The sequence below is a fragment of the Pseudomonas jilinensis genome, from assembly GCF_003586265.1.
Taxonomy (GTDB): domain Bacteria; phylum Pseudomonadota; class Gammaproteobacteria; order Pseudomonadales; family Pseudomonadaceae; genus Halopseudomonas; species Halopseudomonas phragmitis.
Map to the genome: position 1 here is coordinate 1 of NZ_QJSA01000007.1, position 26,382 is coordinate 26,382.

Sequence of the window (26,382 nt, forward strand, 5' to 3'; positions counted from 1 at the left end):
GTTGCAAGGTTCTGGTGTTCCAGGCTATGGAGAATCCAGATGTTCCCAGCCAAAGCCCTGGCCCTGCCCCCGCAACTGGACTGGCAGTACAAGGATGAGCCTGCACTGGCCGAGTGGTCGTTGAAGGCTCGGTCGTATAACACGGATATTGCGAATGGGTTATTCGCTGTTTTGATTCTGATCTTCGCAGGATTGATGTATTGGTCCACAAGAGGGACCGGGTTTGATCCAGTGCTGGATGGCTTTACCTATATTCTTATGGTGAGCTTGGCGTTTAGCATGACCCACCAAAAAACCAAGTTCGCCTACCGGTTGACGGCCTCTGGACTGGAGTTCTGCGAATGGAAAGAATTCCCCAAGTGGTTGCCGCAGCTGTTGAAGTGGGCGGCGATTATTACCGGGGTGGTGATGCTGATGTTGGCGATGGTGCACCCGGCAGCGCTGATCGGCGCGATTGCCGGGCCGGGCTTGATGGGGTTGATGTATTTGCGGATGGGAACGTCCAGCCAGTTTCGGAGAATGCATGAGCGATTTCATCAGGGTTTTCACCCGTGGAGTGACTTTACCAAGATGACCGTATTTCGGCGGCGCTCGATCATTGGGCTGCATTTCGAGTGGTACAACCCCGAAGGGGATGGAGGTAAGGGACGAATGATCCCCTGGGAGGAGATTCTTTACTGCCGCAAAACCCAGCTCAACGAACTAATCGGCATCATCCGCAAACAACTGCCCGAGTCCACACCATACACGGAAGCTTACATTCCGATCTATGCCTGATGGGGTGGTGGTGCATGGCAGGGCTCCGCATGGATTGCTTCAGGCCTTCGGCCGTTCGCAATGACGGTGGGGAGTGGTTGGGCTGTGTGGGTAGAGCCTGGGGTCGTGCATCTATTCCGGGTCATTGCGAGCCGCGTAGCGGCGTGGCAATCCATGCAAGTCGGTGCAAGGTCGGTAGCTATACGGTCATTTCTTTCGCCATAAGTCCGAGCCATGACCCCATACGCTGACGGCAGTGAAGCAAAGGTTATGGGAGACAGAGGCGCATGTTTTCGCTTCGCACGCGCGCTTGTGTGGCAACCGTGCATGGTCGGCATTTTTCCTTTGCCACGTTCCGCAACGGCGGGATTGTGCCTACAATGAACAGTGATGGGCGCCCGGGAAGAAGGCGCTCCGACCAACACTCATGCCTATCGGGCCACAACCAGGGATTCCACTATGCGCCTGTTACGTCATTTCACTGCTTTCATGGTTGGTATGCTGCTGACTGGCAGCGTGCTGGCTGCCGATTCGTCCTACGGTTATCAGCATGAAGTCGAGAACCCGGGCTTCTATGCGATGGTGGGTGATCTGGTAATTGCCCGGCCGTTGCTGCTGGGTGCGACTGCCATTGGGGCTGCCGCGTTTGTGGTCAGCCTGCCGTTCACTGCGCTGGCGGGTAACACCAAGGAAGCTGGCCAGGAGCTGGTGGTTCGCCCTGGTCGGGAAACCTTTGTGCGCTGCCTGGGTTGTACCCGCAGCGGCTATGGCCGCAAACAGCAGGACGAACGCCGCTGATATGGGTTGCGGGGGCGGACTATCGTTGCTGTCGCCGCTATCGCGTCTGATGCCTGTCGGGTAGTCGGGCATGCATAGTCTGCTTAAACCACGCTGGATGTCGGCCCTGTTGCTGGGGCTGCTCATCCTGTTCTTCTGGCAGCCGGAGGCCGCTACGCTGGCGGCTGGTATCGCGCTGTTCATCATGGGTATGCGCCATCTTGAGGATGGCTTCCGGGCCTTTACCGGCGGTGCGCTGGAGCGCTGGCTGGCCCGTTGCACCAACCGGTTGTGGAAAAGCCTGCTGTTCGGCGTGGTCAGTACCGCGCTGGTGCAGTCCAGTACTCTGGTCACCCTCTTGTCGATTGCGTTTCTCAGTGCCGGGCTGATGAGCCTGATGGCCGGGATCGGGATAGTGTTCGGGGCCAACCTGGGGACTACCACCGGGGCCTGGCTACTGGCCGTAGTCGGGTTGAAGGTGGATCTGGCGGCGGTGGCCATGCCGATGCTGGTGTTCGGCGGGATTCTCGGCCGGCGTGGTGAGGCCTACTGGAAGGGTGTTGGTCAGGTGATGCTGGGGATTGGTTTCCTGTTCCTTGGCATCGACCTGATGAAGGACGGTTTTACCAGCTTCCAGGGGATTCTCGATCCCGAGCGTTACCAGATCAGCGGTTGGCTGGGGGTGGTGGTCTATACCCTGTTCGGATTGCTGGCCACGGTGGTGATGCAGTCCAGCCATGCAACCCTGATGATCACTTTGGCGGCCCTGGCCACCGGTCAGCTGGATTACGCCAATGCGCTGGCCATGGCGATTGGCGCCAACCTGGGGACTGCGGTGACTTCGGCGCTGGGGGCCGTGGCCAGTAACCAGGCCGGCCGGCGTCTGGGTGTGGCGCACGTACTGTTCAACCTGATGACCGGGGCGGTGGCGCTGGCGGCTTTGCCGCTACTGACCCGTTCAGTGGACTGGACCGCCGAACTGATCGGCATTGCCGCCGATGCCTATACCCTCAAGCTGGCGTTGTTCCACACCCTGTTCAATGTGCTGGGACTGGTGATCATGCTGCCGTTGACGCCGTTGCTGCTTAAGGCTCTGATGCGCTGGCTACCTGACCCCACTCCGGCGGTTGGGCCGGAGGGTGCCGATCTGGCGCTGAGCGAGCAGCCGCGCACCCGGGCGCTTTATCTCAACGACTCGGCCATGCTGCATGCTGACACCGCGCTCAAGGTGCTGGGCCAGGAGTTGTTGCACCTGGCGACCTTGAGCCGCAAGGTGGTGGCCTCGGCGCTGTATTTGCCGCCGGATATTCATCAGGGTATGAGCCGCGAGCAGCTTCATGCCCAGCTTCAGCGCCCGGTGCCCGGTGAGCAGCGCGAGGATGCCGATGCGTTGTATGAGCGACACGTCAAAGGGGTGTATGGCGATATTGTCGACTTCATCAGCCGTCTGGATATCTCGTTACTGCCCGAGCAGCAGCAGGCGTTGATGGACGACAACCTGGCAGCCCGGGATCTGGTCGAGGCGGTCAAGGCGGCCAAGCACTTGCAGACTAACCTGCGCCGGCAGATCGACAGCCCCCAGGAGGCGGTGCGCGAGGCCTATGGTCAGTTGCGTGAGCAATGTGGGCTGGCGCTGATTGAGCTGGCCAGGCTGGCCGATCTGGAGATTGACTCTCCGGCCCGCGAGGCGTTGTTTGCCCGCTATGAGGCCGAGGACAATCTGTTTGCCGAGCATTTTCAGGCGCTGGTGCAGCGTCTGTTGCGCGAACGCCTGCTCGATGGCTGGCAGGCTACCTCACTGCTCAACGATCTGCATTACATGCTGCGCATCCGTCGCCATCTGCATCTGGCCCATGCGGTGCTCTACGATGGCCTGAGCGCTGAGCTGGAAGCCAGTGCCGAACGGATCGAGCCGAGCCTCAGTCTGTCTTGAGCTGTACGCTGGCCTGGCCAACTCCGCGTGGGTCGCTGGCCGCGCTTAGCTCGCCCCGTCGCTTGTCCCACAGCAGAGCCTGCATATCGCCATAATCCCGGCCGACCGGCCTGATCTGGTGGCCGAGCGCTTCCAGGTCGGCTTGTTGCTGCGGGCTGAAGGCCGCTTGTTCGATCTGGATATGATCGGGCAGGTATTGGTGATGGAAGCGTGGGCGGCTGACCCAGCGTTCGACCGGCTGGCCGTCGATGGCCTCCAGGCTGCCAAGCAGGACCATGGTGATGATGCGGCTGCCACCGGGTGTGCCCAGCACGGCCAGTTGCTGATCATTCTCCAGCAGCGTTGGGGTCATGCTCGACAGTGGCCGCTTGCCGGGCGCGATGGCATTGGCCTCACCGCCAGCCAGTCCGTATTCGTTGACCCCGTCGGGGTCGGCGGCAAAGTCGTCCATCTCATTGTTCAGCAATACCCCGGTACCGGGTACGGTAAAGGCCGCGCCGAACGGCAGGTTGATGCTCAGGGTGGCGGCTACGGCATTGCCATCGGCATCGATCAGCGAGAAGTGAGTGGTGTTGCTGCCTTCGCTGAAGACCTTGGGCATACCCAGGCTGCTGCTCGGGGTGGCGCGCTGCGGGTCGATCTGGCTGGCCAGCTCACGGGCATAGCTGGCCGAGGTAAGGCGCTCAACCGGGACCGGGACAAAGTCGCCATCGCCCAGCAGGGTAGCCCGGTCGCGGTAGGTGCGGCGCATCAGCTCAACCAGATTGTGAGTCCAGGCAGTAGAGCCGGGTTGGGCTTTGGGCAGGGTTTCTAGCCCCTGCAGAATACCGGCCAGGGCAATGCCGCCAGCCGAGGGCAGGGGCGCGCTGATGACCTCGAAACCATGGCTATGGAAACGAATCGGCTGGCGCTCGATGACCTGATAGTTGTCCAGGTCGGCCTGTTGCCAGATACCGCCGGCAGCCTGCACCGAACTCAGCAGTTGCTCGGCCACGGGGCCGGCATAAAAACCAGCCCGGCCCTGCTCGGCCAGCGCGCGCAGGGTCTGGGCCAGTTCCGGTTGCTGGATCAGGCTGCCTTCGGCGGGTATGTCGTTGTCACGCAGGAACAGCCGTGCGGTTTCCGGGTCACGGCGCATGGCTTCGACCCGGAAGCTGCCCAGTGCCTGGTAGCGTGAGGTGACGGCAAAGCCCTGTTCGGCAGCGTCGATGGCCGGGGCCAGGCTCTGGCTTAGCGGCAGGCGCCCGTAGTGTTCAGCCAGATGTACCAGCGCCGCGGGCAGGCCGGGGATGCCGGCAGCCAGCGGGCCATTGATCGCCGGGTCGCGCTGCACCTCGCCGCTGATGTTGCGGTAGAGGTCGCGTCCAGCCAGTTGCGGGGCGGTTTCGCGGGCGTCGATAAAGCGGTAGTCGATGGCTTCGCCATTAGCCTGGCGCAGCAGGAAAAAGCCACCGCCCCCGATGCCCGAACCGTAAGGCTCGACCACCCCGAGTGTCGCGGCGGCGGCGATGGCGGCATCAAAGGCATTGCCGCCGGCATCGAGAATCTGATGGGCTGCTTCGGTGGCGATCGGGTGGGCGGTGGCTACAGCCTGCTGGCCGGGCCCGGGTGCTGCCTGCAACGCCCCAGCCAGAGTCAGGGCCAGCAACGGCAGCACAACCGCTCCTGCAAGACGTCTGCAAATCCCCGGCCTTGAACAGATGCTCAAGGCTCCCAGGCGGCGTTCCCCGGAAGGCGGGAGCAGTTGCTCCCGTAGCAAGTTGTCAGACGTCCTTTTATCGCTCAATGTCTTGCCTCGAAACGGCAGCAGCCCCCTAGGCTTTGCCGGTGAGAATGTTGTACTTCTCCAGCAATTCTTCCTGGCTCTCTACATGGTTGGGATCGAGCGGAATGCAGTCAACCGGGCAGACCTGCTGACACTGTGGCTCATCGAAGTGGCCGACGCATTCGGTGCACAGGTTCGGGTCGATCACGTAGATCTCCTCGCCCTGGGAAATGGCACCATTCGGGCATTCCGGCTCGCAGACGTCGCAGTTGATGCAGTCGTCGGTAATGATCAGGGCCATGATGGCTGTGACCTCGCAGGGTCAGCCGTGGAAGCGCTTCATCAGCGCCTCATGCACGACCGGGTGAACGAACTTGGTGACATCGCCGCCCAGCGCCGCAATCTCGCGTACCAGGGTCGACGAGATATAAGAATACTTCTCCGAAGGCGTCAGGAACAGGCTTTCCACCTCGGGGGCGAGCTGACGGTTCATGTTGGCCAGCTGAAATTCGTATTCGAAGTCGGAAACCGCACGCAGGCCGCGCAGCAACACATTGGCGTTCACGTCCTTGACGAAATGTGCCAGCAGCGTGGAAAAGCCTACTACCTCGACGTTGGGCAGGTGCTTGAGCACTTCCTGGGCCAGCTCGACCCGCTGCTCCAGAGGAAAGGCCGGGTTCTTCTTGGTACTGGCCGCCACCGCTACCACCACCTTGTCGAACAGTTTCGAAGCCCGCTCAACCAGGTCGGTATGGCCTTTGGTGATCGGGTCGAAGGTACCGGGATAGAGGACGGTATTCATTACGACGAATCCTGCATCTGTGGGCTAGGGGGCAGATGGTAGCCCAACGCCGGGGGTTGAGTCATCACGCCCGTCATTGTGAGCGACGGTATGGCGCTTCCAGCGCCCTCCCGCCGTGACCGTACCACCCCGTCATTGCGAGGGTCGTAGGCCCGTGGCAATCCAGGCAGGAGTGCGTGTGTCTGGGGGGTATGGATTGCCACGTCGGCGGATGGCCGCCCCCCGCTCCTCGCAATGACGGAGTGGGGGCCTGGCCGGGCTCAGGCCCGGCTTAATTCACTGGCCAGGCCGCTGGCCAGTTTGGCGACGATGCCGTAGATCGACAGCTGCGGATTGGCGCCAATGCTGGTGGGGAACAGCGAACCGTCCAGCACCGTGAGGTTCTCAAGCTGATGGTGGCGGCCCTGGCTGTTGACCACCGCCCGTTGCGGATCATCACCCATGGCGCAGCCTCCCATGACATGGGCACTGGCCAGGCGTACGTCGTGGATGCGGTAGCTCAGACCTTCAACCTGCTGGCGGAAGTCGGCCATGGTGCGGCTGGCGCGGCCGTGGACGTGGACCGGGAACACCTCGCGGGCACCGGCGGCGAACTGGATTTCCGCCATGGCCAGATAGGCCCGGCGAGCCCCTTCCCACAGGTAATCGGTGAGTGGGTAGTCGAGTACCGGGGTAGTGTCGTCGCGAAGCACGACGCTGCCGCCAGGGCTGGCATCGTCGAAACCGTCACGCAACAGGGCCAGCATAATATTGCTGTGAGCCAGCTGGCGCATGCGCTGGAAGTTCTCCTGGCCGTGACTGCCGAGCAGCGCCGAGGTGATGCTGGGGTACATGGGCGGCACTTCCAGCTTGAAACCCATGGGCCCGAGAGCACCCTGCTGCCACTGGAAGTGATCCGAGTAGATCGACTGCGGCGCGCCGTAGAAGCCGTTGATCGGCTGATCGAACTGAGCCAGGGTGAAGTTGACCGGGTGCAGAAAGGTCCGCTTGCCCAGACGCTGATGCGGGTCCGGAGCCTTGGAGCGCAGCAGCAGCGCCGGACTGTTGATACCACCGCCAGCCAGCACCACATGGCGGGCGCGCAGACGCAATCGTGGGCCATCGGCCAGAGTCTGGAGCTGGTTCATGGCCCGGCATTCAACTTCACTGATCTGATCGCCGTTGAACTGCAGACGTTCGGCCCGGGCTCGGTAGATCAATACTGCACCACGCTCCAGCGCCGCCGGCAGGGTGGTCACCAGCATCGACTGCTTGGCGTTGACCGGGCAGCCGGTGCCGCAATAGCCGAGGTTCCAGCAACCGCGCACGTTGCGCGGGATCACTGCCCAGTGCCAGTCGAGCGCCTCGCAGCCACGCCGGATCACGTCGTTGTTGGCATTGGGCGGCACCGCCCAGGGGCTGATGCCCAGGCGTTCTTCCATCTGGGCGAACCAGGGCGCCAGGCTGGCGCTGTCCAGACCGGACACCGCATGCGCCTCGGCCCAGTGCTGGAGCGTTGGTTCTGGCGTGCGGAAGCTGCTGGTCCAGTTGACGGTGGTGGTGCCGCCAACGGCCCGGCCCTGGAGAATACCGATGCCACCGTCGCGGGTGGCCCTGGCCGAGCCTTCCTGGTACAGCTCGGCATAGGCCTTGGCCTCGTCGTTCTTGAAGTCGCTGGAGGTCTTGAGGGCGCCTTCCTCGAGCACAATCACCTTGAGCCCGGCTTCGGCCATAATCTGCGCACTGGTGCCGCCGCCGGCACCGCTGCCAATGATGATGACATCGGCTTCGAAGACGCTGTTATCCGGCTGGAGACTGGCGTCGATGACCTGCCAGCCGCGCTCAATGCCCTGGCGGAAAATATCAGGTACGGACATAAATCACCTCGTGTGAACGGCTCAAATCTGCGGTGGGCCGGGGTAGCCGGTGGTTTCCCAGGACAGGGGCAGGGCGTACCAGGCCATCAGCAACAACTGGCTGAGAGCCTTATAGCCCTGGCGCAGCATCTCCAGGCGGCTGTCGCGCCAGCGCTGCAAGAAGGCTTCCAGGCGCTCTGGCGAGGCTTGCTCCCAACTGCCCCAGATGCCGGTCAGCGGACCGCGAGTCAACGGCAGGCTGAGCAGGCCGAGCAGGTCGTGAACATCCTTTTGGATCGCCGCCGAGGTATGCGCCAGGCTGATATCCAGCTGGCGCAGGGTGGCAGTGATGGCCTGCGGCTGATTGGTCAGCGCCGGATGGTTACCGACCAGTGCTGGCAGCAGGGCCGCCAGCACGGGCAGGTCGCTGTCGCGCAGCACTTCAAAGTCGCTACTCGGGCGGCTGGATGAGCAGCCGCTCAGGGTCGCGGTCAGGCCGACGGTGGTCAGCGCCAGACTGGCGCCGGCACCGATCTTGAGCAGTTCCCGGCGGCTGAGCCGGGTTTGGGTGAGAGATGTCATGAACCACCTCGTTGTTATGATTATTGTTGTGGGCAGTGATCAGCGAATAAATAAACGATAGATCAACTGCAACAGCTTGCCGCCGTAGGGCGGATAGATTGGCCGGGCGCCGTTGAAGCGCTGCTTGATATAGACCCCCTTGGCCTTACTGAAGGTCAGAAAACCCTCATGACCGTGGTAGTGGCCCATACCCGACGGGCCAACGCCGCCAAAGGGCATGTCATCCTGGGCGACATGCAGGATGGTGTCGTTGATGCACATGCCGCCGGCATGGCTGTGCTGCATCACATGCTGCTGCTCGGCCCGGTCGTAACCGAAGTAATACAGCGCCAGCGGCCGGGGCCGCTCGGCGATATAGGTCAGCGCCTGCTCCAGTGAGTCATAGGGCAGGATCGGCAGCAGCGGGCCGAAGATTTCTTCCTGCATCACCCGCATTTCATCGCTGACATCCAGCAGCAGGGTGGGTGCCAGGATCCGGGTGTCGTCCAGATTTTCGCCTGCCGGGTTGACGCTGATGACTCGCGCACCCTTGCTCAGGGCGTCATCCAGATAACCGCTCAGGCGCTGATGCTGGCGGGCATTGATGATCTGGGTGTAGTCGGGGTTGTTGCGCAGGCTGGGGTACATGTGGGTGAAACGCTGCTGCAGCGCCTCGACCAGGGCGTCCACCCGCTCGCGCGGGCACAGCACATAGTCTGGTGCCACACAGGTTTGCCCGGCATTCAGACCCTTGCCGAAGGCGATCCGCTCGGCGGCATCCTGCAGTGGCACATCGGCGCTGACGATGGCCGGTGACTTGCCGCCCAGCTCCAGCGTAACCGGGGTCAGGTTGTCGGCTGCCGCGCGCATGACGTGACGGCCGATGCCGGTGCCGCCGGTGAACAGCAGGTGATCGAAAGGCAGCTTGGAGAAGGCCATGCCGACCTCGGCTTCACCGGTCACCACGGCTACCTCGCTGTCATCGAACAGCTCGGCCAGCAGTGTGCGCAGGGCCTCGGCGGTGGCCGGGGTCGACTCGCTCATCTTGATCATCACCCGGTTGCCGGCGGCCAGTGCGCCAACCAGCGGGCCGATGGCCAGATACAGCGGATAGTTCCAGGGCACGATGATGCCGACCACGCCCAGCGGCTGGTAAATCACCTGTGCCTTGCCGGGCTGAAAGGCAAGGCCAACCTTGCGCCGCGAAGGGCGCATCCAGCGGCGGATGCGCTTGCTGGCGTAGTGGATGCCTTCGAGTGAGGGCATCAGCTCGGCCAGCCGGGTTTCATCGGCGCTGCGGCGGCCAAAGTCATCGCTGATGGCCTGGATCAGGGTTTGCTGATGACGCACCAGCGCGGCTCTGAGCTTGCTCAGTGCCTGGATGCGCTGCTCGGCGCTGGGCATGGGGGCGGCGAGGAAGGCCGCGCGCTGACGCTCGAACAACTGGTGTAGGTGTTCAATGGTGCGTTGTTGATCCTGCAGATATGCGATATCCGCTACCATGTGGCCTCCGTAGGGCAGCCGTATGCCGGGTGGCAATCGGCTTTTTATCGTGATGGCTGCCATTTTTAGAGTAATTGCTCTAAAGTGTCAAATGCTCCAGACAGGAAACCGACCAAGCGCATGAAAACTCGTGAGCGAATTCTTCAGGCCAGCCTGCAACTGTTCAACGAACAGGGGGAGCGGGCCGTGACTACTAACCATATCGCTGCCCACCTGGGTATCTCGCCAGGCAACCTGTACTACCACTTCCGCAACAAGCAGCAGATCGTCACCGAGCTGTTTGGTCGCTATGAGGCTCAGGTGGATGATTATCTCCGGGTGCCGGAGGGGCGGGCGCTGAGCCTGGAGGACAAGGCCCACTACCTGGAATCGATTTTTCGTGGGTTGTGGGATTACCGCTTTTTTCTGCGCGATCAGGAGCATTTGCTCAGCGCCGACCCGGACCTGGCCGAGCGCTATCGGCAGTTCTCACGCCGCTGTGTGAACAGTGGCCGGGCGATTTATCAGGGCCTGGCCGAGGCCGGGATTCTCGATGCCGAGCGGACCGATCCCGAGGTGTTGGCGATCAATAGCTGGCTGCTGATGACTAGCTGGATCAGCTTTGTTTACACCTCGGTGCTGGATGCGGATCAATCGGAATTGACCCCGGCACTATTGCGGCGCGGGGTGTATCAGGTGCTGGCCCAGGAGTTGGGGCTGCTGACCGAGCAGGCCCGCCCGGCCGTGCAGGCCATGCTGGCGGAGTATTACGCGCCGCTGGGCCATTGAGCGGGTTGCCTCAGCCGAGCTGCTGCGCCAGCCACTCTGGCAGGCGCCGCTCCAGATAATAGCCCGGCCGCCACGGCGGCCCTTCGATGAAGCCGACATGCCCGCCGCGCGGGTGCAGTTCCATCCGGGTGCTGGCCGACAGCTCGGCCAGTTCAGGCACGCTGTGGGGGTAAACGAAGGGATCGTTCAGCGCCTGTACGATCAGGGTCGGTACCTGAATGCCGGCAAGAAAGAATCGGCTGCTGCAACGCCGGTAATAATCGGCGGCGCTGGCGAAACCGTGCAGCGGGGCAGTAACCCGGTCATCGAAATCCCACAGGCTGTCCATGCCCTCCAGAGTACCGAGCGCATCCAGTCGGGCCTGTTCGGCCGACAGGCTGTGATGCGCGAACAGGCGCCGCTTGTTGGCGACATAGGCCAGCAGATCGCGCAGAAAACGCGCCTGGTAGACCCGCGAAAACCCTTCGCCGATGCGGTCGGCGCACTGATCCAGGCGAAACGGAACCGAGACCGCCGCCGCAGCCTGCAACGGGCAGTCTGCCCCGCACTCACCCAGATACTTGAGCAGCACGTTGCCACCCAGAGAGTAGCCAACGGCGGCCAGGTCGTGCTGTGGCAGTTGCTGGCGCAGGTGCCCGACCACCTCGGCCAGATCGTCACTGGCCCCGGAGTGATAGCTTCTGGCCCGTTGATTGGGCTCACCTGAGCAGCCCCGCCAGTTGACCGCCACCGAACGCCAGCCGCGTGCCGCCAGAGCCTGCTGTTGGCCGAGGATGTAGGGCGACTCGGCACTGCCGGTCAGGCCGTGCAGCAAGATGATGCATGGACCGGCGGTGGATTCGGGGCCGTACCAGTCCAGATCGAGAAAATCGCCGTCACTCAGGGCCAGGCGCTGGCGTTGGCGCGGCAGTTGAGGCCGGCGCCGCAGCAAGGGGCTGAACAGGGTTTGCAGGTGCCCGCCGGGCAACCAGCGGGCCGGACGAAAGCCGTTCATGACCCCGTCACGCCTGGCGTTGCCAGAGACTGTAGTAGACCTGGCCGGCGCGCTTTTCCCGGTGCAGCTGCCAGGAGGTGGGCAGCTCGAGCTGACTCGGCGGGGCTTCGCTTTCGATATAGATCCAGGCCCGTTTGCTCAGCCAGCCATTGGCTTCCAGCGCCTGACAGGCTGCGGGCAGCAGGTTCTGATGAAACGGCGGATCGAGAAACACCAGGTCGAAGGTTTCGCTGGCATTCTGGCCGAGCAGCGCCAGAGCATCCTGCTGACGCACTTCACCGCGGGTACAGTCGAGGCTGGCCAAGTGGCCGCGCAGGGTAGTGACCACCTCATGGCTCTGATCGCAGGCCAGCGCCCGCGCCGCCCCGCGTGACAGGGCTTCCAGAGTCAGGGCACCGCTGCCGGTGAACAGGTCCAGGCAACGGGCCCCTTCGGTATAGCCGCTGAGCCAGTTGAACAGGGTTTCGCGAACCCGGTCAGGGGTCGGGCGCAGGCCGGGTTGTTCGCTGAAGCCGAAACGCCGGCTACGCCACTGGCCAGCGATGATCCGCAGCTGCTGATTGCCGGCTTTGGCCTTGCTCTTGCTCATGCATCGGGCTCCTGCTCGGCGGTTTCGGTCTGGGTTTCGGTATGAGCTTCGTTGTGGGTCGGGCCGACAGTCACCACCAGCCGGTTTTCCGGGTCGAAATGACGGGCGAAGGCGGCGCGCACGTCTTCCACGCTCAAGGCCTGAACCCGCTCAAGAAACAGTTGCAGGTGATTGAGCGGCAGGTCGTAGAAACCGAGCATGCCCAACTGCCCGACAATCGCGGCATTGCTGGCCGTGGACAGGGCGAACTCGCCCATGATCTGGCGCTTGGTGCGTTGCAGCTCGGCTTCGCTAGGGCCGATTTCGATGAACTGATCGAGGCTGTCATGGATCACTTCCAGCGCCAGTTCGACCTGATCGGCGCGGGTCTGCATGCTGATCATGAACGGCCCCTTGGCCTGCATCGGCACCAGGCTGCTGCTGACCGAGTAGGACAGCCCGCGGGTTTCGCGGATCTGCTCCATCAGCCGTGAGCCGAAGCCCGAGCCACCGAGGATCTGGTTGCCGACGTAGAGCGCGGCATAGTCCGGGTCGTTGCGGCTGATGCCGTGCTGGCCGAGCAGGATGTGGGTCTGCTGGGAGTCGAAGTCGATATGCCGGTGGCCGGGCTCGATCGGGAACGGATCGGCGATCGGGCTGGCGGCGCGGCCCTGGGGCAGGGCCTCGGCAATCCGTCGGGCGATGCGTTCGGCCTGCTCGCGGTCGATGGCACCCACCAGGGCAATCACCGCATTGCCGGCGCTGTAGTAGCGCTGGTGAAATTCACGCAATTGCTCGCGGTCGATCTGCACCAGACTCTCGGCCTGGCCCTGGGGCAGAGTGCCGTAGGGGTGAGCCGGGTAGAGGTCGGTCCAGAAGGCCTCGCTGGCCAGAGCCGAGGGACGCTGCAAGCGGAAGCGCAGGCCGGCCAGCATCTGGTCGCGCAGCCGCTCCAGCGCCTCTTCCGGGAAGCTCGGGCGGGCCACCACGGCAGTGAACAGTTCCAGCGCCGGGGTCAGCTTGTCTTCGGCAGTCAGGCTGCGCAGGCCGGCAATCGCCATGTCGCGATGGGCGCTGTTCTCGAATTCGGCACCCAGTTGCTCGAAACCGGCGGCGATGCTGCCGGCGTCCCGCTCGCCAGTGCCCTCGTTAAGCATGGCGTTGGTCAGGGTCGCCAGTCCGGGCAGATGCTCATCGCGGCTGGCGCCGGCGGCGAAGGTCAGGCGCACATCGAGCATAGGCAGCTCGTCAGCCCGCATGAAATAGACCCGTGCGCCCTGAACGGTGGTCCAGTGCTGCAGGTCAAGCTGGCGGCGGGCCGGAGCCTGATCCAGATCGACCTCGGCCAGCGAACGCAGCTTGGGCAGGGGCTCCTCGTCAATGCTGCTGGGCGCCTCGGTCAGTTCGGGGGTACTGGGCTGGGCCGGCGCTTCGGGTTCGCTGATGCTGCGTTCCAGGCTGGGGCGCAGGGCCAGCGCCAATACCAGCAGCAGGGCCGCCAGGGTTACCAGCCAGCGCAGGGGGGATTGGAACCGGGCCATCAGCGCACCTCCTCGGGGTTGTTCGGCAGCACATGGGCGCGGGTCAGGCGCTCGCGGACCAGATAGCGGCGCGCCACCGCACTGATCTGCTCGGGGCTGACCGCTTCAAGGGCGGCGATATCTTCATCGACCAGCCGCCAGGACAGGCCAACGCTTTCTAACTGGCCGATCTGGCTGGCCTGCTGGCTGATGCTGTCCTGACCGTAGACCAGACCAGCGATGGTCTGGGCCTTGACCCGGTTCAGCTCTTCGGTGCTCGGTGGTTCCAGCTTGAGCGCTTCGATTTCCTGCCACAGGCGCTGTTCCAGTTGCTCCAGATCGACGCCGCGGGACTGATTGGGAATGCCGCTGAGCAAAAACAGGCTGTCGCCGCGGCTGAACCCGTCGTAGCTGGCCGAGGCTGAGGTGGCGATGGCCTCGCCGCGCTCCAGGCGGCTGGCCAGCCGGGCGCTGTAACCGCCGTCGAGTACCCCGCGCAGCAGCCGCAGGGCGTAGATTTCCCAGGGCTGCTCGGTGGTATTCAGGCTCGGCACGTTGAAACCCATCAACAGGCTGGGCAGTTGCACGTTGAGGTTCAGGGTGAGCTGGCGCTCAGCACCGCCAGGCAGCTCCAGCGGCAGCTTCTGCGGCGGTACCGGGCCGGCCGGAATCGGCCCGAAGTGCTGCTGAACCAGGGCCCGGATCTCGGCCAGACGCACATCACCGACGATCACCAGAATGGCGTTGCCGGGCTGGTAGTGGGTCTGGTACCAGGCGCGCAGATCATCGACGGTCAGCCGCTCGATATCGTGCATCCAGCCGATCACCGGCTGACCATAGGGGCTGGCCATGTAGGCCTGACGCAGAAAGCGTTCAAAGGCCAGGCCGTTGGGGTTGTCATCGACCCGCAGCCGGCGCTCTTCCTTGATCACCTCCATCTCACGCTCGAACTCGTCCTCGGGCAGGCTCAGGCGGTGCATGCGTTCGGCTTCCATCTCCAGGGCAATCGCCAACTGATCGCGGCTGAGGATCTGGTAGTAGCCGGTGTAGTCGCGGCTGGTAAAGGCGTTTTCCTGGGCGCCTAGGCTGCTCAGCAGGCGCGAGGCCTGGCCCGGTGCCAGATTGTCGGTGCCCTTGAACATCATGTGTTCCAGTGCATGGGAAATACCGGTCAGGCCCGGCGGCTCATGGCTGCTGCCAACCCGGTACCAGAGCTGGGAGACCACCACCGGAGCTCGATGATCTTCGCGAACAATGACCTTCAGGCCGTTGTCGAGGGTGAATTCATGGGTCGGCTGACGTGGCTGGCTATCCTGCGCCCAGGCGCCCAGGCTAAACACCAGGACCAGCGTCAAGGCAATACTTTGTCGAAGCATGATCATTCCCGTTCAGACTAGGGTCATACCGCCGTAGGCGGAACTGGGGTAGGATAACCCGATTCTTTCATTACGCCCTTATGTAGCGGTTTATCCGCTGCCTGACTCAGATAGTGATCATTCATGTTTGGTTCCAAAGACAAGCCCGAACACCCCAAGCGCGACGAGCAGGACAAACCCAAGAAAGGCCTGTTCGGCTGGATGCGCGGCAAGGACGACGCCCGACCCGATGAAGCCGCGCCTGTCGAACCCGCCGAGCCTGCTGCACCGGCCTCGGCCGATGAAAAGGCCCGCCAGGTAGCCGCCGAACTGTTTTCCGGCCTGGGGCAGGGCGAGCCGCCCGCCGCCAGTGAAGCCCCAAGCCCCGAGCCTGAACCCAAGGGCTTCTTCGCCCGGATGAAGGCGGGGCTGGCCAAGACCAGCGTCAATCTTGGCGAAGGCATGGCCAACCTGTTTCTGGGCGAGAAGGAAATCGACGACGACCTGCTCGAAGAAATGGAAACCCGTCTGCTGATGGCCGACGTCGGTATCGAAGCCACCACCCTGATCATGGAGTCGCTCCAGGGTCGGGTACGGCGCCGCGAGCTGTCGGACCGCAAGGCCCTGTATCGCGCCCTGCAGGACGAACTGGAAAGCCTGCTGGCGCATGTCGCCAAACCGCTGGAAGTCGACACCACCAAGCAGCCCTACGTGATTCTGGTGGTTGGGGTGAACGGGGTCGGCAAGACCACCACCATCGGCAAGCTGGCCAAACGGCTCCAGGGTGAAGGCAAGCAGGTGATGCTGGCCGCTGGTGACACCTTCCGCGCCGCTGCCGTCGAGCAGTTGCAGGTCTGGGGCGAGCGCAACCAGATTCCGGTCGTGGCCCAGCATACCGGGGCTGACTCGGCGTCGGTGGTATTCGACGGCCTGCAGGCCGCCAAGGCCCGTGGCATGGACGTGCTGATTGCCGACACCGCCGGCCGGCTGCACAACAAGGACAACCTCATGGATGAGTTGAAGAAGGTCAAGCGGGTGATGGCCAAGCTGGATGCCGAGGCCCCGCACGAAGTGCTGCTGGTGCTCGATGCCGGCACCGGCCAGAACGCCATCAGCCAGACCAAGCTGTTCAATGAAGCGGTCGATTTGACCGGTCTGGTGCTGACCAAGCTCGACGGCACCGCCAAGGGCGGGGTGATCTTTGCCTTGGCCAAGCAGTTCGGCCTGCCGATCCGCTATATCGGCGTGGGTGAACAGATCGACGACCTGCGGCCCTTTACCGCGCCGGAGTTCGTCAAGGCCCTGTTTGGACGCGACTGATCGATGATCCGCTTCGAGCAGGTCAGCAAACGTTACCCCAACGGTCATCAGGGGCTGGACAACCTCAGCTTTCATATCCGCGCTGGGGAAATGGTCTTCATTACCGGCCACTCCGGCGCCGGCAAGAGCACCCTGCTCAAGCTGATCATGTGCATGGAGCGCCCCAGCAGCGGCCATGTGCATGTTGGCGGGCAGAACCTGCGTGATCTGGGCAGTGCCGATATTCCCTACCTGCGTCGCCAAGTCGGGGTGGTGTTCCAGAACCACCAGTTGCTGTTCGACCGCACGGTATTCGACAACGTCGCTCTGCCGCTGATCATCAATGGTACCCCGGCCGACGAGATTGGCCGCCGGGTGCGCGCGGCGCTGGACAAGGTCGGGCTGCTGAGCAAGGAAGGCAGCTACCCGATTGCGCTGTCTGGCGGTGAACAGCAGCGGGTTGGCATCGCCCGGGCGGTGGTGCACAAGCCGGCACTGCTGCTGGCTGACGAGCCAACCGGTAACCTTGACCCGGGGCTGTCGGCTGAGATCATGGCGCTGTTCGAGGACTTCAACCGGGTGGGCGTGACCGTACTGATCGCCAGTCACGACCTGCCGCTGATCGCCAAGCTCGACCACCGCATGCTGACCCTGCATCAGGGCCGCCTGCTGCAGGACGGGGAGGGCGCATGAGTCGCAAACCAACCACCAGCCAGGAAAGCCGGCGCAAGGCGCCCAGTGGCGCGGCCCGTTCCCGGCGCGACTGGCGGCACCCGCTGCGCAGTTGGAGTGGCAGCCACCGGGCCAGTGCCCGGCAGGCACTGGAGCGTGTGCGCCAGCAGCCCTTGAGTAGCCTGATGACCGTGCTGGTCATGACCATCGCGCTGGCCTTGCCGATGGGCCTGACCGTATTGATCGATCAGATTGAACGGTTGGGGATCGACTGGCAGCGCTCAGCGCAGTTGTCGGTCTACCTGGAAGACAGCGTGACTACTGAGCAGGCCAAGACCCTGACAGCACAGGTGGCGGCGCTGGACGGCGTGGCCGATGCCCAACTGCTGGACAAGGATCTGGCTCTGGCCGAGTTCCAGCAGCATTCCGGGCTGGGTGACGCCCTGCAGCAACTGGCCTACAACCCCTTGCCGGCGGTAATCGTGGTCACTCCCAGCAGCCTGGACGGCGGCGCGGCGGCATTGCAGCCACTGCGCGATCAACTGGCCGCTCTGACAGGGGTCGAGCTGGTGCAGATCGATCTGCAGTGGGTCGAGCGCCTGAGTGCCATCCTCGGGGTGTTCGAGCGCTTTACCGGCGCGCTGGCGCTGATGCTGATTTTGGCGCTGCTGCTGGTGATGACCAACACCATCCGGCTGGCGATCGAAAGCCGGCGTGAAGAGATTCTGGTGGTCAAGCTGGTCGGCGGCACCGATGCCTTCGTGCGCCGGCCGTTTCTGTATATCGGCGTGCTCTACGGGTTGATTGCCGGGCTGCTGGCCTGGGGCCTGTTGAGCCTGGGCCTGGCCTGGCTGAATGCCAGCGTGCGTCAGGTCGCAGCCCTGTACTACAGCGACTTTGCCCTGTCCGGCATGCCGCTGGCCGACGGTTTGACCCTGCTGGCCGGGGCCATGCTGCTGGGTCTGGCCGGCGCCTGGCTGGCGGTTGGACGACACATCCGGGACATCGAGCCGCAGTAGCCTACGGCCCTTATGTTTCGGAACTTTTACCCCGGTTTCACAGTCCGATTGGGCAGTGATACACTGCACCGTCTTTACATGGGGAGTTCAAACATGAGCACTGCTTTGCAGCCCGTACATAACCTGGTTCCCGGCGCGAACCTGGAGGCTTATGTCCAGACCGTGAGCAGCATCCCGGTACTCAGTGCCGAGGAAGAGCGCGAGCTTGCGGATCGTTTGTTCTACCACGAGGATCTGGACGCCGCGCGCCAACTGGTCATGTCGCACCTGCGTTTCGTTGTGCACATTGCCCGCAGCTATTCCGGCTATGGCCTGGCCCAGGCCGATCTGGTTCAGGAAGGCAATGTCGGCCTGATGAAGGCGGTCAAGCGCTTCAACCCGGAAATGGGCGTGCGTCTGGTGTCCTTCGCCGTGCACTGGATTCGCGCCGAGATTCACGAGTTCATCCTGCGCAACTGGCGCATCGTCAAGGTTGCCACCACCAAGGCCCAGCGCAAACTGTTCTTCAACCTGCGCAGCGCCAAGAAAAAGCTGGCCTGGCTCAACCACGATGAAGTCAACGCCGTAGCTGAAGACCTCGGCGTGGCCGCTCACGAAGTGCGCGAGATGGAAAGCCGTCTGTACGGCCAGGATCTGGGCTTTGACGCTGGCGCCGACGATGACGACGACGCCACCTACGCGCCGGTTCACTATCTGGAAGACAAACGCTACGACCCGGCCACCCTGCTGGAGTCAGCCGACTGGTCGGACAACTCGGTCGGCCACCTGCAGCAAGGCCTGGCCAGTCTCGACGAGCGCAGCCGCGACATTCTCTATCAGCGCTGGCTGGCCGAAGAAAAGGCCACCCTGCATGAGCTGGCAGCCAAGTACCAGGTTTCGGCGGAACGCATCCGCCAACTGGAAAAGAACGCCATGAACAAGCTGAAGAAAAATCTGGAGGCCGAGGTCGCGGCCTGACGCGTCCGGCTTCGAGCGCTTTACTACAGGGCATCCCACGGGATGCCCTTTTGCTGTCCAAGGGGGACAAAACTGAATGGATACCCGAATGCGTGTGCGTATTGCCACGATCCTGAGTGCGGTAGTGCTGAGCTTCTTTGCCCTGGGCTACTGGATGGGCGGTGAAGACACCGCAGAGCCGCTGGCCTGGCAAGAACGCTATAACGACGCGCTATGGGTGCCGCTCAAGGAACGCCGGCTGGAACTGGGCACGCTTGAGCGCACCCTGGGCGAGGGTCGGCTGTGGCTGATCAGTGCCGATGACCAGCCGCTGCTGGTCAGCCGTTATGGCCTGCAGAGCGATGGTCAGGCCTGGCGCGTGCAGGCAGTAGTCGAGCTGAATGCCGAGCAGATGGACAGTCTGGTTCAGGCCCAGGCCTGGCAACCCGGCCAGCACGACCAGCCGTTGTCACCAGCGGTTGGTGAAGCGCTGGCAGCACAAGCGATCAGCCGGCTCAGCCTGATCCCGGCCGAGGCCGTGGATGTAGAGCAGATTCAGGCCACCTTCGGTAACCCGGATATGCGCCTGGAAGTAGCCGAAGGGGAAGCCTGGGTCTATCCCAAGGCTGGCGTGGTGATCGCCGTGACCGGCGAGCAGGCCCACTCGGTTATGTATGGCCTGCAGGGCGGATTGTAATCTTTCTGGGGGTGTCGAGCCCCGATCCGCGCCCGGGCTCGACACAAACTGCCAGCTAGGCACCAAGCCAGTTTTCAGACTCCACTAAACTTCTCGCGCCAATAAGTAAAACTGAGCCACTGCGGCGCGCCACGCCTGGCCTCCACTTGATCGAGATAGTGGCGGCCACCCAGTTGCCGGGTCTGGCGTTGAATCCAGTTGGCCCGGTTCTGGACATGGGCCGGCGGGTTGGCCGCACTCCATTGCCGGGGATTGGGCAGTACCGCCGCCAGCAGCGCACTCTGGCGCTGCGACAGGTAACTGCCACCGATGCCGAAGTGATGGCGGGCCGCCGCCTCGACGCCGAACACACCGTCATCCCACTCGACGATGTTCAGGTACATCTCCAGAATCCGCTGCTTGGGCCACAGCAGTTCGATCCAGAAGGTGTACCAGGCCTCCAGCACCTTGCGCGGCCAACTGCGGCCAGACCAGAGAAACAGATTCTTGGCCACCTGCTGGCTGATGGTGCTGGCGCCGCGCAGGTTGCCACCCCGACGGTTGTGCTCCAGCGCCGCGCGGATAGCGGCCAGATCGAAACCGCCATGATTGGCGAAATGCTGGTCTTCAGCGGCGATCACCGCCATTTTCATACTGTCCGGGATATGGTCATACCTCAGCCACTGGTGTTGAATCACCAGAGCGTTTTCACCGCCGCGGGCCTGCAGCCAGCGCTCAAACATCAGCATCGAACCGGGTGCCGGCGCCCAGCGCAGTACAATCACCGGCAGCAGGCTGATCAGCAGCAGGATCAGCAGCCACTTGGTGGTTTTGCGTAGTATGGTCTTTAACATGGCAGGCCGGACTGACAGCGTTTCTGAAGGTCCGGCCAGTATAGATCGGGGAAATTGCATGGCCAAACTCTTGTTGTTGCTGGCCTCGCTCAGCGGATTTACTGGCGTGGCGCTCGGCGCCTTTGCCGCCCACGGGTTGCGCAGCCGGCTGCCGGACAACCTGCTGGCCGCCTTTCAGACCGGCGTGCAGTACCAGCTCTGGCATACGGCGGCGCTGATCGGGGTCGCCTTGCTGCTGTTGCGCTTCCCCGACTCGGGGCTGTTCAAGGTCGCCGGTGGGTTGTTTGTAGCCGGTATTGTGCTGTTTTCCGGCAGCCTCTATGTGCTGGCGCTGAGCGGGCTGGGCAAGCTCGGGATCATTACCCCGTTCGGTGGCGTGTGCTTCCTGCTGGCCTGGCTGCTGTTGGGCATAGGCGCCTGGCGGGCGCTGTAAGAGGGCACCGTTTCGCGCTATCATAGCCGCTTTGCGCAAACCTCCACCGAGTAGTCCATGCATATCCAACTCAATGGCGAAGCCTATGAGCTTAACCAGCCGCTGACGCTGGCCGAGCTGGTCGAGCATTTGGGCCTGACCGGCAAGCGTCTGGCCGTCGAACACAACCTGGAGATCGTGCCGCGCAGCCAGCACGGCGACATCCGCCTGAGCGATGGCGACCGGGTCGAAATCGTCCATGCCATCGGTGGCGGCTGATCTGCGCCCGCGCCGCCCCTAACCGTTTCCAGCCCGCCCCAACCCGGAGAGCCCCATGACCGACCTCAATCAGGATGCCTTTGAAATCGCCGGCGTACGCTACAACTCACGGCTGCTGGTGGGCACCGGCAAATACAAGGACCTGGAAGAAACCCGCCAGGCCATCGAAGCCTCCGGCGCCGAGATCGTCACCGTCGCCATCCGCCGCACCAACATCGGTCAGAACCCTGGCGAGCCTAACCTGCTCGACGTGATCCCACCGGATCGCTACACCATTCTGCCCAACACCGCCGGCTGCTACACCGCCGAAGATGCCGTGCGCACCTGCAAACTGGCACGCGAACTGCTCGACGGCCACAAGCTGGTCAAGCTGGAAGTATTGGCCGACCAGAAAACCCTGTTCCCCAACGTGGTAGAAACCCTCAAGGCCGCCGAAGTGCTGGTCAAAGACGGCTTCGACGTCATGGTCTACACCAGCGACGACCCGATCATCGCCCGCGAACTGGCCGCCATGGGCTGTGTCGCCGTCATGCCGCTGGCCGGCCTGATCGGCTCCGGCATGGGCATCTGCAACCCCTGGAACCTGCGCATCATCCTCGAAGAAGCCACCGTGCCGGTGCTGGTCGATGCCGGGGTCGGCACCGCCTCCGACGCCACCGTAGCCATGGAGCTGGGCTGCGCCGCCGTACTGATGAACACCGCCATCGCCCACGCCAAACAGCCGGTGCTGATGGCCGAAGCCATGAAGCACGCCATCATCGCCGGGCGCGCCGCCTACCTGGCCGGACGCATGCCGCGCAAACTCTACGCCAGCGCCTCTTCGCCGCTGGATGGCACTTTTTTCTGAGAAATCCCGATGTCCGACAGCCCGATTGAACAACCTGACAGCAACGCCAGCATACCGGCCGAACACCGCCGCACCATCAAGAGCTTTGTCATGCGCGCCGGGCGCATGACCGAAGCCCAGCAACGAGGTGTAGAGCAGGGCTGGCCGCAGTTTGGCCTGAACCTGGAGCAAGGGCTGCTGGATCTGGATCAGGTCTTTGGCCGCAGCGCCCCGCGCAGCCTGGAAATCGGCTTCGGCATGGGCCAGTCACTGCTGGAAATGGCGGAAAAGGCCCCCGAGCAGGACTTTATCGGCATCGAAGTGCACCGCCCCGGCGTCGGCTCGCTGCTCAATGGTGCGCTCAAGGCCGGCCTGACCAACCTGCGAGTCTATGACTGCGACGCCATCGAAGTGCTCGACAAAGCCATCCCCGATGCCAGCCTCGACCGCCTGATGCTGTTCTTCCCCGACCCCTGGCACAAGAAAAAGCACCACAAGCGCCGCATCGTCCAACTGGCCTTTGCCGAAAAAGTCCGGCAGAAACTCAAGGTCGGCGGCATCTTCCACATGGCCACCGACTGGCAACCCTACGCCGAGCACATGCTGGAAATCATGAACGCCGCCCCAGGCTACCGCAATCAGTCCCCCGACGGCACCTGGGTCCCACGCCCGGAAGAACGCCCGATCACCAAGTTCGAGAAGCGTGGTGAGCGGCTGGGGCATGGGGTGTGGGATTTGAAGTTTGAGCGGGTGGAGTGAGGGGAAGGTACTGTTCACTTGGATTGCTTCTGAACCAGTGCGTGTGAAACGAAAAACCGGGCCTAGTGCCCGGTTTTTTGTGGGGGTTACGCGGCGTCTTATGCGGCGTATTTGTCTTTCATCAGAAACGCATAGGCGGTGGTGAAGGCCGTCTCCTGATAGGCCTTGAGGCCAGTATCCGCGAACTCAATCTGAATCGGATTGCGTTTCAATAAGTCCTTGATCTCGGTTGTCGACAGAATGACCACATCAAGATCGCTGATCAGTTCAATCGCCGCTTCCAGCTTGAAACCCACCGCACCACCGGCAAACTTGCCCTTCATCGGCCGCTGGCGAATAACCACCTTGTCCACCGGGTAATCCTGCATCAGCTTGGCAAAGGTCTGCTGGAAGTAGCGCAGCTCAGCGGTGCTGTGAACATCTTTCAGCGTCAGCCGCCGGGAGCGGCAGTCAGGCAACTCGAAAATGTCGTCGCTCAGCGACAGCAGACAGAGATTCACATCATTGCTGTTGATTTCAATACCACAGACTTTCATAGGGTGCTCGATTCGGGTTTATCCGGGCATTGTAGCGCAAAGGGGACAAATTTATTTTCTCTTAGGCTTCGACCCCCTTGAGATGACGCTGCTGCCTTGGCCAGCAACAACACGCCTTTTGATCGCAGGCAGCGCCGCCATAAGCCCCATCCGCAGGCCAAACTTGCGCAATATCGAATCGACTGTGTTCAAGGTCGGATTACCTTTGTCAGTTTCCAGCTGATACAGCGCTCTGGTAGACATGCCGCACATTTGCGCAAAGGTTTCCTGATCGAGCCCGGTCACCTCCAAGCGCAGCCTACGAATAGCCATGCCAAGGGTTGATTCACCTTCCGCGTGCAGCTGCATGATTTCGTCGATCAGTTGCTTGCGCTCAACTCCGGTCATGGTTTTCATGGCAGATCCCAAAACTCTAGGTTATGGCAGGTTAATCGGCAATATAAATCTTGAAAATGGCTTTGCCCTGTTTGGGTTCGGCAATTTAATGCTGATTGTGGCTTGTCTGCAGTGGTAGCTTGTGAGCGTGGTCTTAGTCGTCGTCATGATTATCAGGTTTCGGCCAGACACGAATATTTACAACAGAGGGGAAAATGCATCCGAACTCCGGAGTTCTCTATTCACTCCCACGAAGCGCAGCGATATTCATTTCTCTGCGTCGATCGTTCACTTGACTAACGATGCTCTCAAAAAGCGTTGTCAATTCGCTATGATCTGGCGTCTTCCTGTACGGCACAATGAATATTCGCCGAAGATCTTTGTTTATTTGTATAAATGCCTCAGACTGATTTCCCGCTAAAAAGATATAGTGAGGGCGGGCTCGCGGCAAATGATGGGCGTAATTTTCAACTATCTGGGCAATAGCTGGATCAGAGAGCGAAAATCCGACAAATACCACTGTATGTGTTAACAGGATGGTTTCAATAAACTTGGAATAAGCCCAATTACCATAGGCCTTGTCCGAATATTCTTTTTTTGTAAAAATCATACTGCTAAGGTCATCAATTGAGCCGTGAATTTTTATTATGTACTCATCAGAATCTCTAAACGCATGCAGGGCATCCGCATCTAATCGTTTGAGGATTTTGGGGTTATGGGTCGAGTCCGAGTTAACTTCATCCCAAGCTTTTTCCAAAAAAAGATCAAAATTTGTTGTTAAGACGACTCTCTGCTTTAACTGCATAATCAGCTTTTGAAGGTGGCTGGGTTCCGCACGCTGATTGTATTCTGCAGTTAGCGCTGCCTCCCACGCCTCGTCCCCCATACCTCTTTTGATTAACTCGCAAGCCATGAGGTAATCAGAGTTTTTTATTAATTCTTGAGCCTGTTTTTTAATTGCGCGGTCGGCCAATCTGTCCGCATGCTCTTTCAAGAAAGCGCCCCAGACTTTTAGTCTTCCACCGCTGCGAGTGGTTACACCTGCACTGACCCCCGCACCAACAAAAATTGCTGCGCGCCGTTCAGCTAGGTCACGTATAAGGTCGGGATTGATGGCAGTCATTATGGGGCCGCCAATAGCTCAATGTTTTCAAAAAATCTTAACGCTAACGCCTGATAGATTTCTCTTGCCTGTTTTCTGGAAACCGTGAAGCTCCCTTTAGCTTTAACGCTTATCATAGGTTGGTGTAGCGTTTGAGACTTTGGAGCAAGGCTGGCCAGATGTTTTATCTCTCCAAGATGAGGGTTCATTGATGAAGGATAGAATGAGTTAAGTTGCTTCTTTACTACTGCAGGCAGCTTGTTACTAATTTCCTCGTATGCCTCTACAATTCTAGCACTGCCGTCGCGACTGCGCTCTTTATGTTGCTGCGTAACGTAGCCCACAAACTTCAAATTACTTTTGGAAAAATTCGGAACTTCTGATGGGAACTCAGAATTCGATAGGCCGTAAGCCAAGTCCTTTTCCCAAAGCTTGACGGCATCTCCAATATTTTTAAGTGCCCAGCTTGAAAAAATATCTATTGCCATAGGAACGATAAAGTAGTCTACTGCAAGCAATATTGCACGATTTATCGCCCCAAGGGATGGTCCCATGTCGAAAAAAATATAGTCGTAATCTTTTCTAGCTTGAAGGATCACATTGTGAAACACGAGAGTAGTTCTAAGTCCTCTGATCCCACCAGCTTTCGCCTCTCGCCAATCTTGGGCAAGTAGATCTTCATGTAAGGCGAGGCGGGGGTCTCCGATGATCACATCGGCACCGAATTCCTTTATATTCCTGATTGGCAGTTTTGTATTATAACCTTTGCCTAACGACAGTGGACGAATTACGCTGAATATTGTTTCTGGTTCAGCATCTTTCTCGGAGTCCCTAGAGTAATATGCGTTTATGAAGTCGTCATCAGTTAATACATACTGACTCAAGTTACACTGTGGGTCAGCATCTATGATTAAAACTTTTTTGTCATGATTCAGAGAGAGTTCGGCGGCCAGGTTAGCTACCAACGTAGTTTTTCCAACCCCTCCTTTGTTGTTGAAGAAGCATATTGTTTTGGCTTCTTTCGAAGTTCTTTTTCGCCGAGCAGCCTTTTCCATTTTGATGTCCTTAGCGTTTGATAGGAGGTATATATCACAATCCGCAGCTCAGATGAAAGTCAGGCAAATTCAAGTACCTTGTCGAAAGTAAAGGAAAAAAGGGGGGGCAGATTTTTGCTTTTCGCACTACTTGCCCGCTAATGACCGAAAGCGGCCACCCACAATCGACGATTGTTACCCAACAAAAAACCACCAACCCACAGAAAACAACCCCGACACAACCCCACCCCCAACCTCACCGCCTCCTCTTAAACAGCGGCAACACCGCCAGCACCACCAACACGCCGCCAAGCACCCGCACCAGGCCTATATCGACAGAGCTCCTGCCGGCACCGGTGTAGCCCATCCAGCGAAACCCGGTCTCTGGGTCGGTGGTCAGCATCAGCAGGCCAAGAACGCCCACCATCAACAAAAAGGCATAGGGGATCAGGTGCATGGGTGTGTT

The 26,382-nt window shown here is 61.2% G+C and carries 29 protein-coding genes; 13 read left to right on the forward strand and 16 right to left on the reverse strand.

What is annotated here, in order from left to right; genetic code table 11:
* The 3 genes from C2846_RS08760 to C2846_RS08770 all read left to right on the forward strand — a co-directional run.
* A partial coding sequence (locus C2846_RS08760; protein ID WP_205890149.1) for an HPP family protein occupies positions 1-777 on the forward strand: 777 nt, incomplete at its 5' end.
* Positions 778-1,254: 477 nt separating this feature from the next.
* Positions 1,255-1,554 carry a hypothetical protein gene (locus tag C2846_RS08765; protein WP_080051636.1) on the forward strand — a complete coding sequence of 100 codons (300 nt, stop codon included), beginning with the start codon at positions 1,255-1,257 and terminating at the stop codon, positions 1,552-1,554.
* Between the two features lie 70 nt (positions 1,555-1,624).
* On the forward strand, positions 1,625-3,466 hold the full coding sequence (locus tag C2846_RS08770) for a Na/Pi cotransporter family protein (protein ID WP_080049112.1): 1,842 nt from the start codon (positions 1,625-1,627) through the stop codon (positions 3,464-3,466).
* Here the strand turns inward: C2846_RS08770 and ggt are convergent.
* The 6 genes from ggt to C2846_RS08800 form a co-directional block, all read right to left on the reverse strand.
* Positions 3,453-5,123, reverse strand: coding sequence for a gamma-glutamyltransferase (gene ggt, locus C2846_RS08775; protein ID WP_119701256.1), 1,671 nt, complete (start codon positions 5,121-5,123; stop codon positions 3,453-3,455). The genes C2846_RS08770 and ggt overlap by 14 nt on opposite strands.
* A 157-nt stretch (positions 5,124-5,280) precedes the next feature.
* On the reverse strand, positions 5,281-5,532 hold the full coding sequence (locus tag C2846_RS08780) for a YfhL family 4Fe-4S dicluster ferredoxin (RefSeq protein ID WP_080049113.1): 252 nt from the start codon (positions 5,530-5,532) through the stop codon (positions 5,281-5,283).
* A 21-nt stretch (positions 5,533-5,553) separates the two neighbouring features.
* The gene (gene coaD / locus C2846_RS08785) at positions 5,554-6,033 is read right to left on the reverse strand and encodes a pantetheine-phosphate adenylyltransferase (protein WP_080049114.1); all 480 of its coding nucleotides are present in this window, start codon (positions 6,031-6,033) and stop codon (positions 5,554-5,556) included.
* Between the two features lie 260 nt (positions 6,034-6,293).
* Positions 6,294-7,889, reverse strand: coding sequence for a GMC family oxidoreductase (locus tag C2846_RS08790; RefSeq protein ID WP_119701257.1), 1,596 nt, complete (start codon positions 7,887-7,889; stop codon positions 6,294-6,296).
* A gap of 21 nt (positions 7,890-7,910) precedes the next feature.
* Entirely contained in the window at positions 7,911-8,450 is a 540-nt protein-coding gene (locus tag C2846_RS08795) for a twin-arginine translocation pathway signal protein (protein ID WP_119701258.1), read from the reverse strand.
* A 39-nt stretch (positions 8,451-8,489) separates the two neighbouring features.
* On the reverse strand, positions 8,490-9,932 hold the full coding sequence (locus tag C2846_RS08800; RefSeq protein ID WP_119701259.1) for a coniferyl aldehyde dehydrogenase: 1,443 nt from the start codon (positions 9,930-9,932) through the stop codon (positions 8,490-8,492).
* A 120-nt stretch (positions 9,933-10,052) separates the two neighbouring features.
* Between C2846_RS08800 and C2846_RS08805 the strand changes: the two genes are divergently transcribed.
* Positions 10,053-10,700 carry a TetR/AcrR family transcriptional regulator gene (locus tag C2846_RS08805; protein WP_080049118.1) on the forward strand — a complete coding sequence of 216 codons (648 nt, stop codon included), beginning with the start codon at positions 10,053-10,055 and terminating at the stop codon, positions 10,698-10,700.
* 10 nt (positions 10,701-10,710) lie between these two features.
* On the opposite strand, the gene C2846_RS08810 is transcribed toward C2846_RS08805, so the two are convergent.
* From C2846_RS08810 to C2846_RS08825, 4 genes are read right to left on the reverse strand one after another with little or no spacing between them, the layout of a single operon-like run.
* Entirely contained in the window at positions 10,711-11,694 is a 984-nt protein-coding gene (locus C2846_RS08810) for a hydrolase (protein WP_119701260.1), read from the reverse strand.
* A 7-nt stretch (positions 11,695-11,701) separates the two neighbouring features.
* Complete coding sequence (gene rsmD, locus C2846_RS08815; RefSeq protein ID WP_119701261.1) at positions 11,702-12,283, reverse strand: 16S rRNA (guanine(966)-N(2))-methyltransferase RsmD; 582 nt, start codon at positions 12,281-12,283, stop codon at positions 11,702-11,704.
* Positions 12,280-13,803: a M16 family metallopeptidase gene (locus C2846_RS08820; protein ID WP_119701262.1), complete on the reverse strand. Its 1,524-nt coding sequence runs from the start codon at positions 13,801-13,803 to the stop codon at positions 12,280-12,282. The genes rsmD and C2846_RS08820 overlap by 4 nt, the downstream gene beginning before the upstream one ends.
* A complete protein-coding gene (locus C2846_RS08825) occupies positions 13,803-15,164 on the reverse strand; it encodes a M16 family metallopeptidase (RefSeq protein WP_231705573.1) in 1,362 nt (453 codons plus the stop codon). The genes C2846_RS08820 and C2846_RS08825 overlap by 1 nt, the downstream gene beginning before the upstream one ends.
* Before the next feature lie 117 nt (positions 15,165-15,281).
* Between C2846_RS08825 and ftsY the strand changes: the two genes are divergently transcribed.
* From ftsY to C2846_RS08850, 5 genes are all read left to right on the forward strand, one after another.
* Positions 15,282-16,457 carry a signal recognition particle-docking protein FtsY gene (ftsY, locus tag C2846_RS08830; protein ID WP_119701263.1) on the forward strand — a complete coding sequence of 392 codons (1,176 nt, stop codon included), beginning with the start codon at positions 15,282-15,284 and terminating at the stop codon, positions 16,455-16,457.
* A gap of 3 nt (positions 16,458-16,460) precedes the next feature.
* Positions 16,461-17,129 carry a cell division ATP-binding protein FtsE gene (gene ftsE / locus C2846_RS08835; RefSeq protein WP_080049123.1) on the forward strand — a complete coding sequence of 223 codons (669 nt, stop codon included), beginning with the start codon at positions 16,461-16,463 and terminating at the stop codon, positions 17,127-17,129.
* A complete protein-coding gene (gene ftsX / locus C2846_RS08840; protein ID WP_080049124.1) occupies positions 17,126-18,127 on the forward strand; it encodes a permease-like cell division protein FtsX in 1,002 nt (333 codons plus the stop codon). Before ftsE ends, ftsX begins: the two co-directional genes overlap by 4 nt.
* A 93-nt stretch (positions 18,128-18,220) precedes the next feature.
* Entirely contained in the window at positions 18,221-19,084 is an 864-nt protein-coding gene (gene rpoH / locus C2846_RS08845; protein ID WP_080049125.1) for an RNA polymerase sigma factor RpoH, read from the forward strand.
* 88 nt (positions 19,085-19,172) lie between these two features.
* Positions 19,173-19,760, forward strand: coding sequence for a hypothetical protein (locus tag C2846_RS08850; RefSeq protein ID WP_119701264.1), 588 nt, complete (start codon positions 19,173-19,175; stop codon positions 19,758-19,760).
* A gap of 74 nt (positions 19,761-19,834) precedes the next feature.
* On the opposite strand, the gene mtgA is transcribed toward C2846_RS08850, so the two are convergent.
* The gene (mtgA, locus tag C2846_RS08855) at positions 19,835-20,593 is read right to left on the reverse strand and encodes a monofunctional biosynthetic peptidoglycan transglycosylase (protein WP_119701265.1); all 759 of its coding nucleotides are present in this window, start codon (positions 20,591-20,593) and stop codon (positions 19,835-19,837) included.
* A gap of 58 nt (positions 20,594-20,651) precedes the next feature.
* On the opposite strand from mtgA, the gene C2846_RS08860 reads away from it, so the two are divergent.
* From C2846_RS08860 to trmB, 4 genes are read left to right on the forward strand one after another with little or no spacing between them, the layout of a single operon-like run.
* Positions 20,652-21,026: a DUF423 domain-containing protein gene (locus C2846_RS08860; RefSeq protein WP_080049128.1), complete on the forward strand. Its 375-nt coding sequence runs from the start codon at positions 20,652-20,654 to the stop codon at positions 21,024-21,026.
* A 57-nt stretch (positions 21,027-21,083) separates the two neighbouring features.
* A complete protein-coding gene (gene thiS, locus C2846_RS08865; protein ID WP_080049129.1) occupies positions 21,084-21,284 on the forward strand; it encodes a sulfur carrier protein ThiS in 201 nt (66 codons plus the stop codon).
* A 55-nt stretch (positions 21,285-21,339) separates the two neighbouring features.
* The gene (locus C2846_RS08870; RefSeq protein ID WP_095626651.1) at positions 21,340-22,131 is read left to right on the forward strand and encodes a thiazole synthase; all 792 of its coding nucleotides are present in this window, start codon (positions 21,340-21,342) and stop codon (positions 22,129-22,131) included.
* A gap of 9 nt (positions 22,132-22,140) precedes the next feature.
* The gene (gene trmB, locus C2846_RS08875; protein ID WP_119701266.1) at positions 22,141-22,869 is read left to right on the forward strand and encodes a tRNA (guanosine(46)-N7)-methyltransferase TrmB; all 729 of its coding nucleotides are present in this window, start codon (positions 22,141-22,143) and stop codon (positions 22,867-22,869) included.
* 98 nt (positions 22,870-22,967) lie between these two features.
* Here the strand turns inward: trmB and C2846_RS08880 are convergent, their stop codons facing one another.
* The 5 genes from C2846_RS08880 to C2846_RS08900 form a co-directional block, all read right to left on the reverse strand.
* Complete coding sequence (locus tag C2846_RS08880; protein ID WP_080049132.1) at positions 22,968-23,405, reverse strand: DUF3010 family protein; 438 nt, start codon at positions 23,403-23,405, stop codon at positions 22,968-22,970.
* Between the two features lie 51 nt (positions 23,406-23,456).
* Positions 23,457-23,801, reverse strand: a complete 345-nt coding sequence (locus C2846_RS08885) for a helix-turn-helix domain-containing protein (RefSeq protein WP_119701267.1) — start codon at positions 23,799-23,801, stop codon at positions 23,457-23,459.
* A 217-nt stretch (positions 23,802-24,018) separates the two neighbouring features.
* On the reverse strand, positions 24,019-24,903 hold the full coding sequence (locus tag C2846_RS08890) for an SIR2 family protein (RefSeq protein WP_119701268.1): 885 nt from the start codon (positions 24,901-24,903) through the stop codon (positions 24,019-24,021).
* Entirely contained in the window at positions 24,903-25,937 is a 1,035-nt protein-coding gene (locus C2846_RS08895) for a ParA family protein (RefSeq protein WP_119701269.1), read from the reverse strand. The genes C2846_RS08890 and C2846_RS08895 overlap by 1 nt, the downstream gene beginning before the upstream one ends.
* A gap of 235 nt (positions 25,938-26,172) precedes the next feature.
* Entirely contained in the window at positions 26,173-26,373 is a 201-nt protein-coding gene (locus tag C2846_RS08900) for a hypothetical protein (RefSeq protein WP_095626644.1), read from the reverse strand.
* Positions 26,374-26,382: the final 9 nt, after the last annotated feature.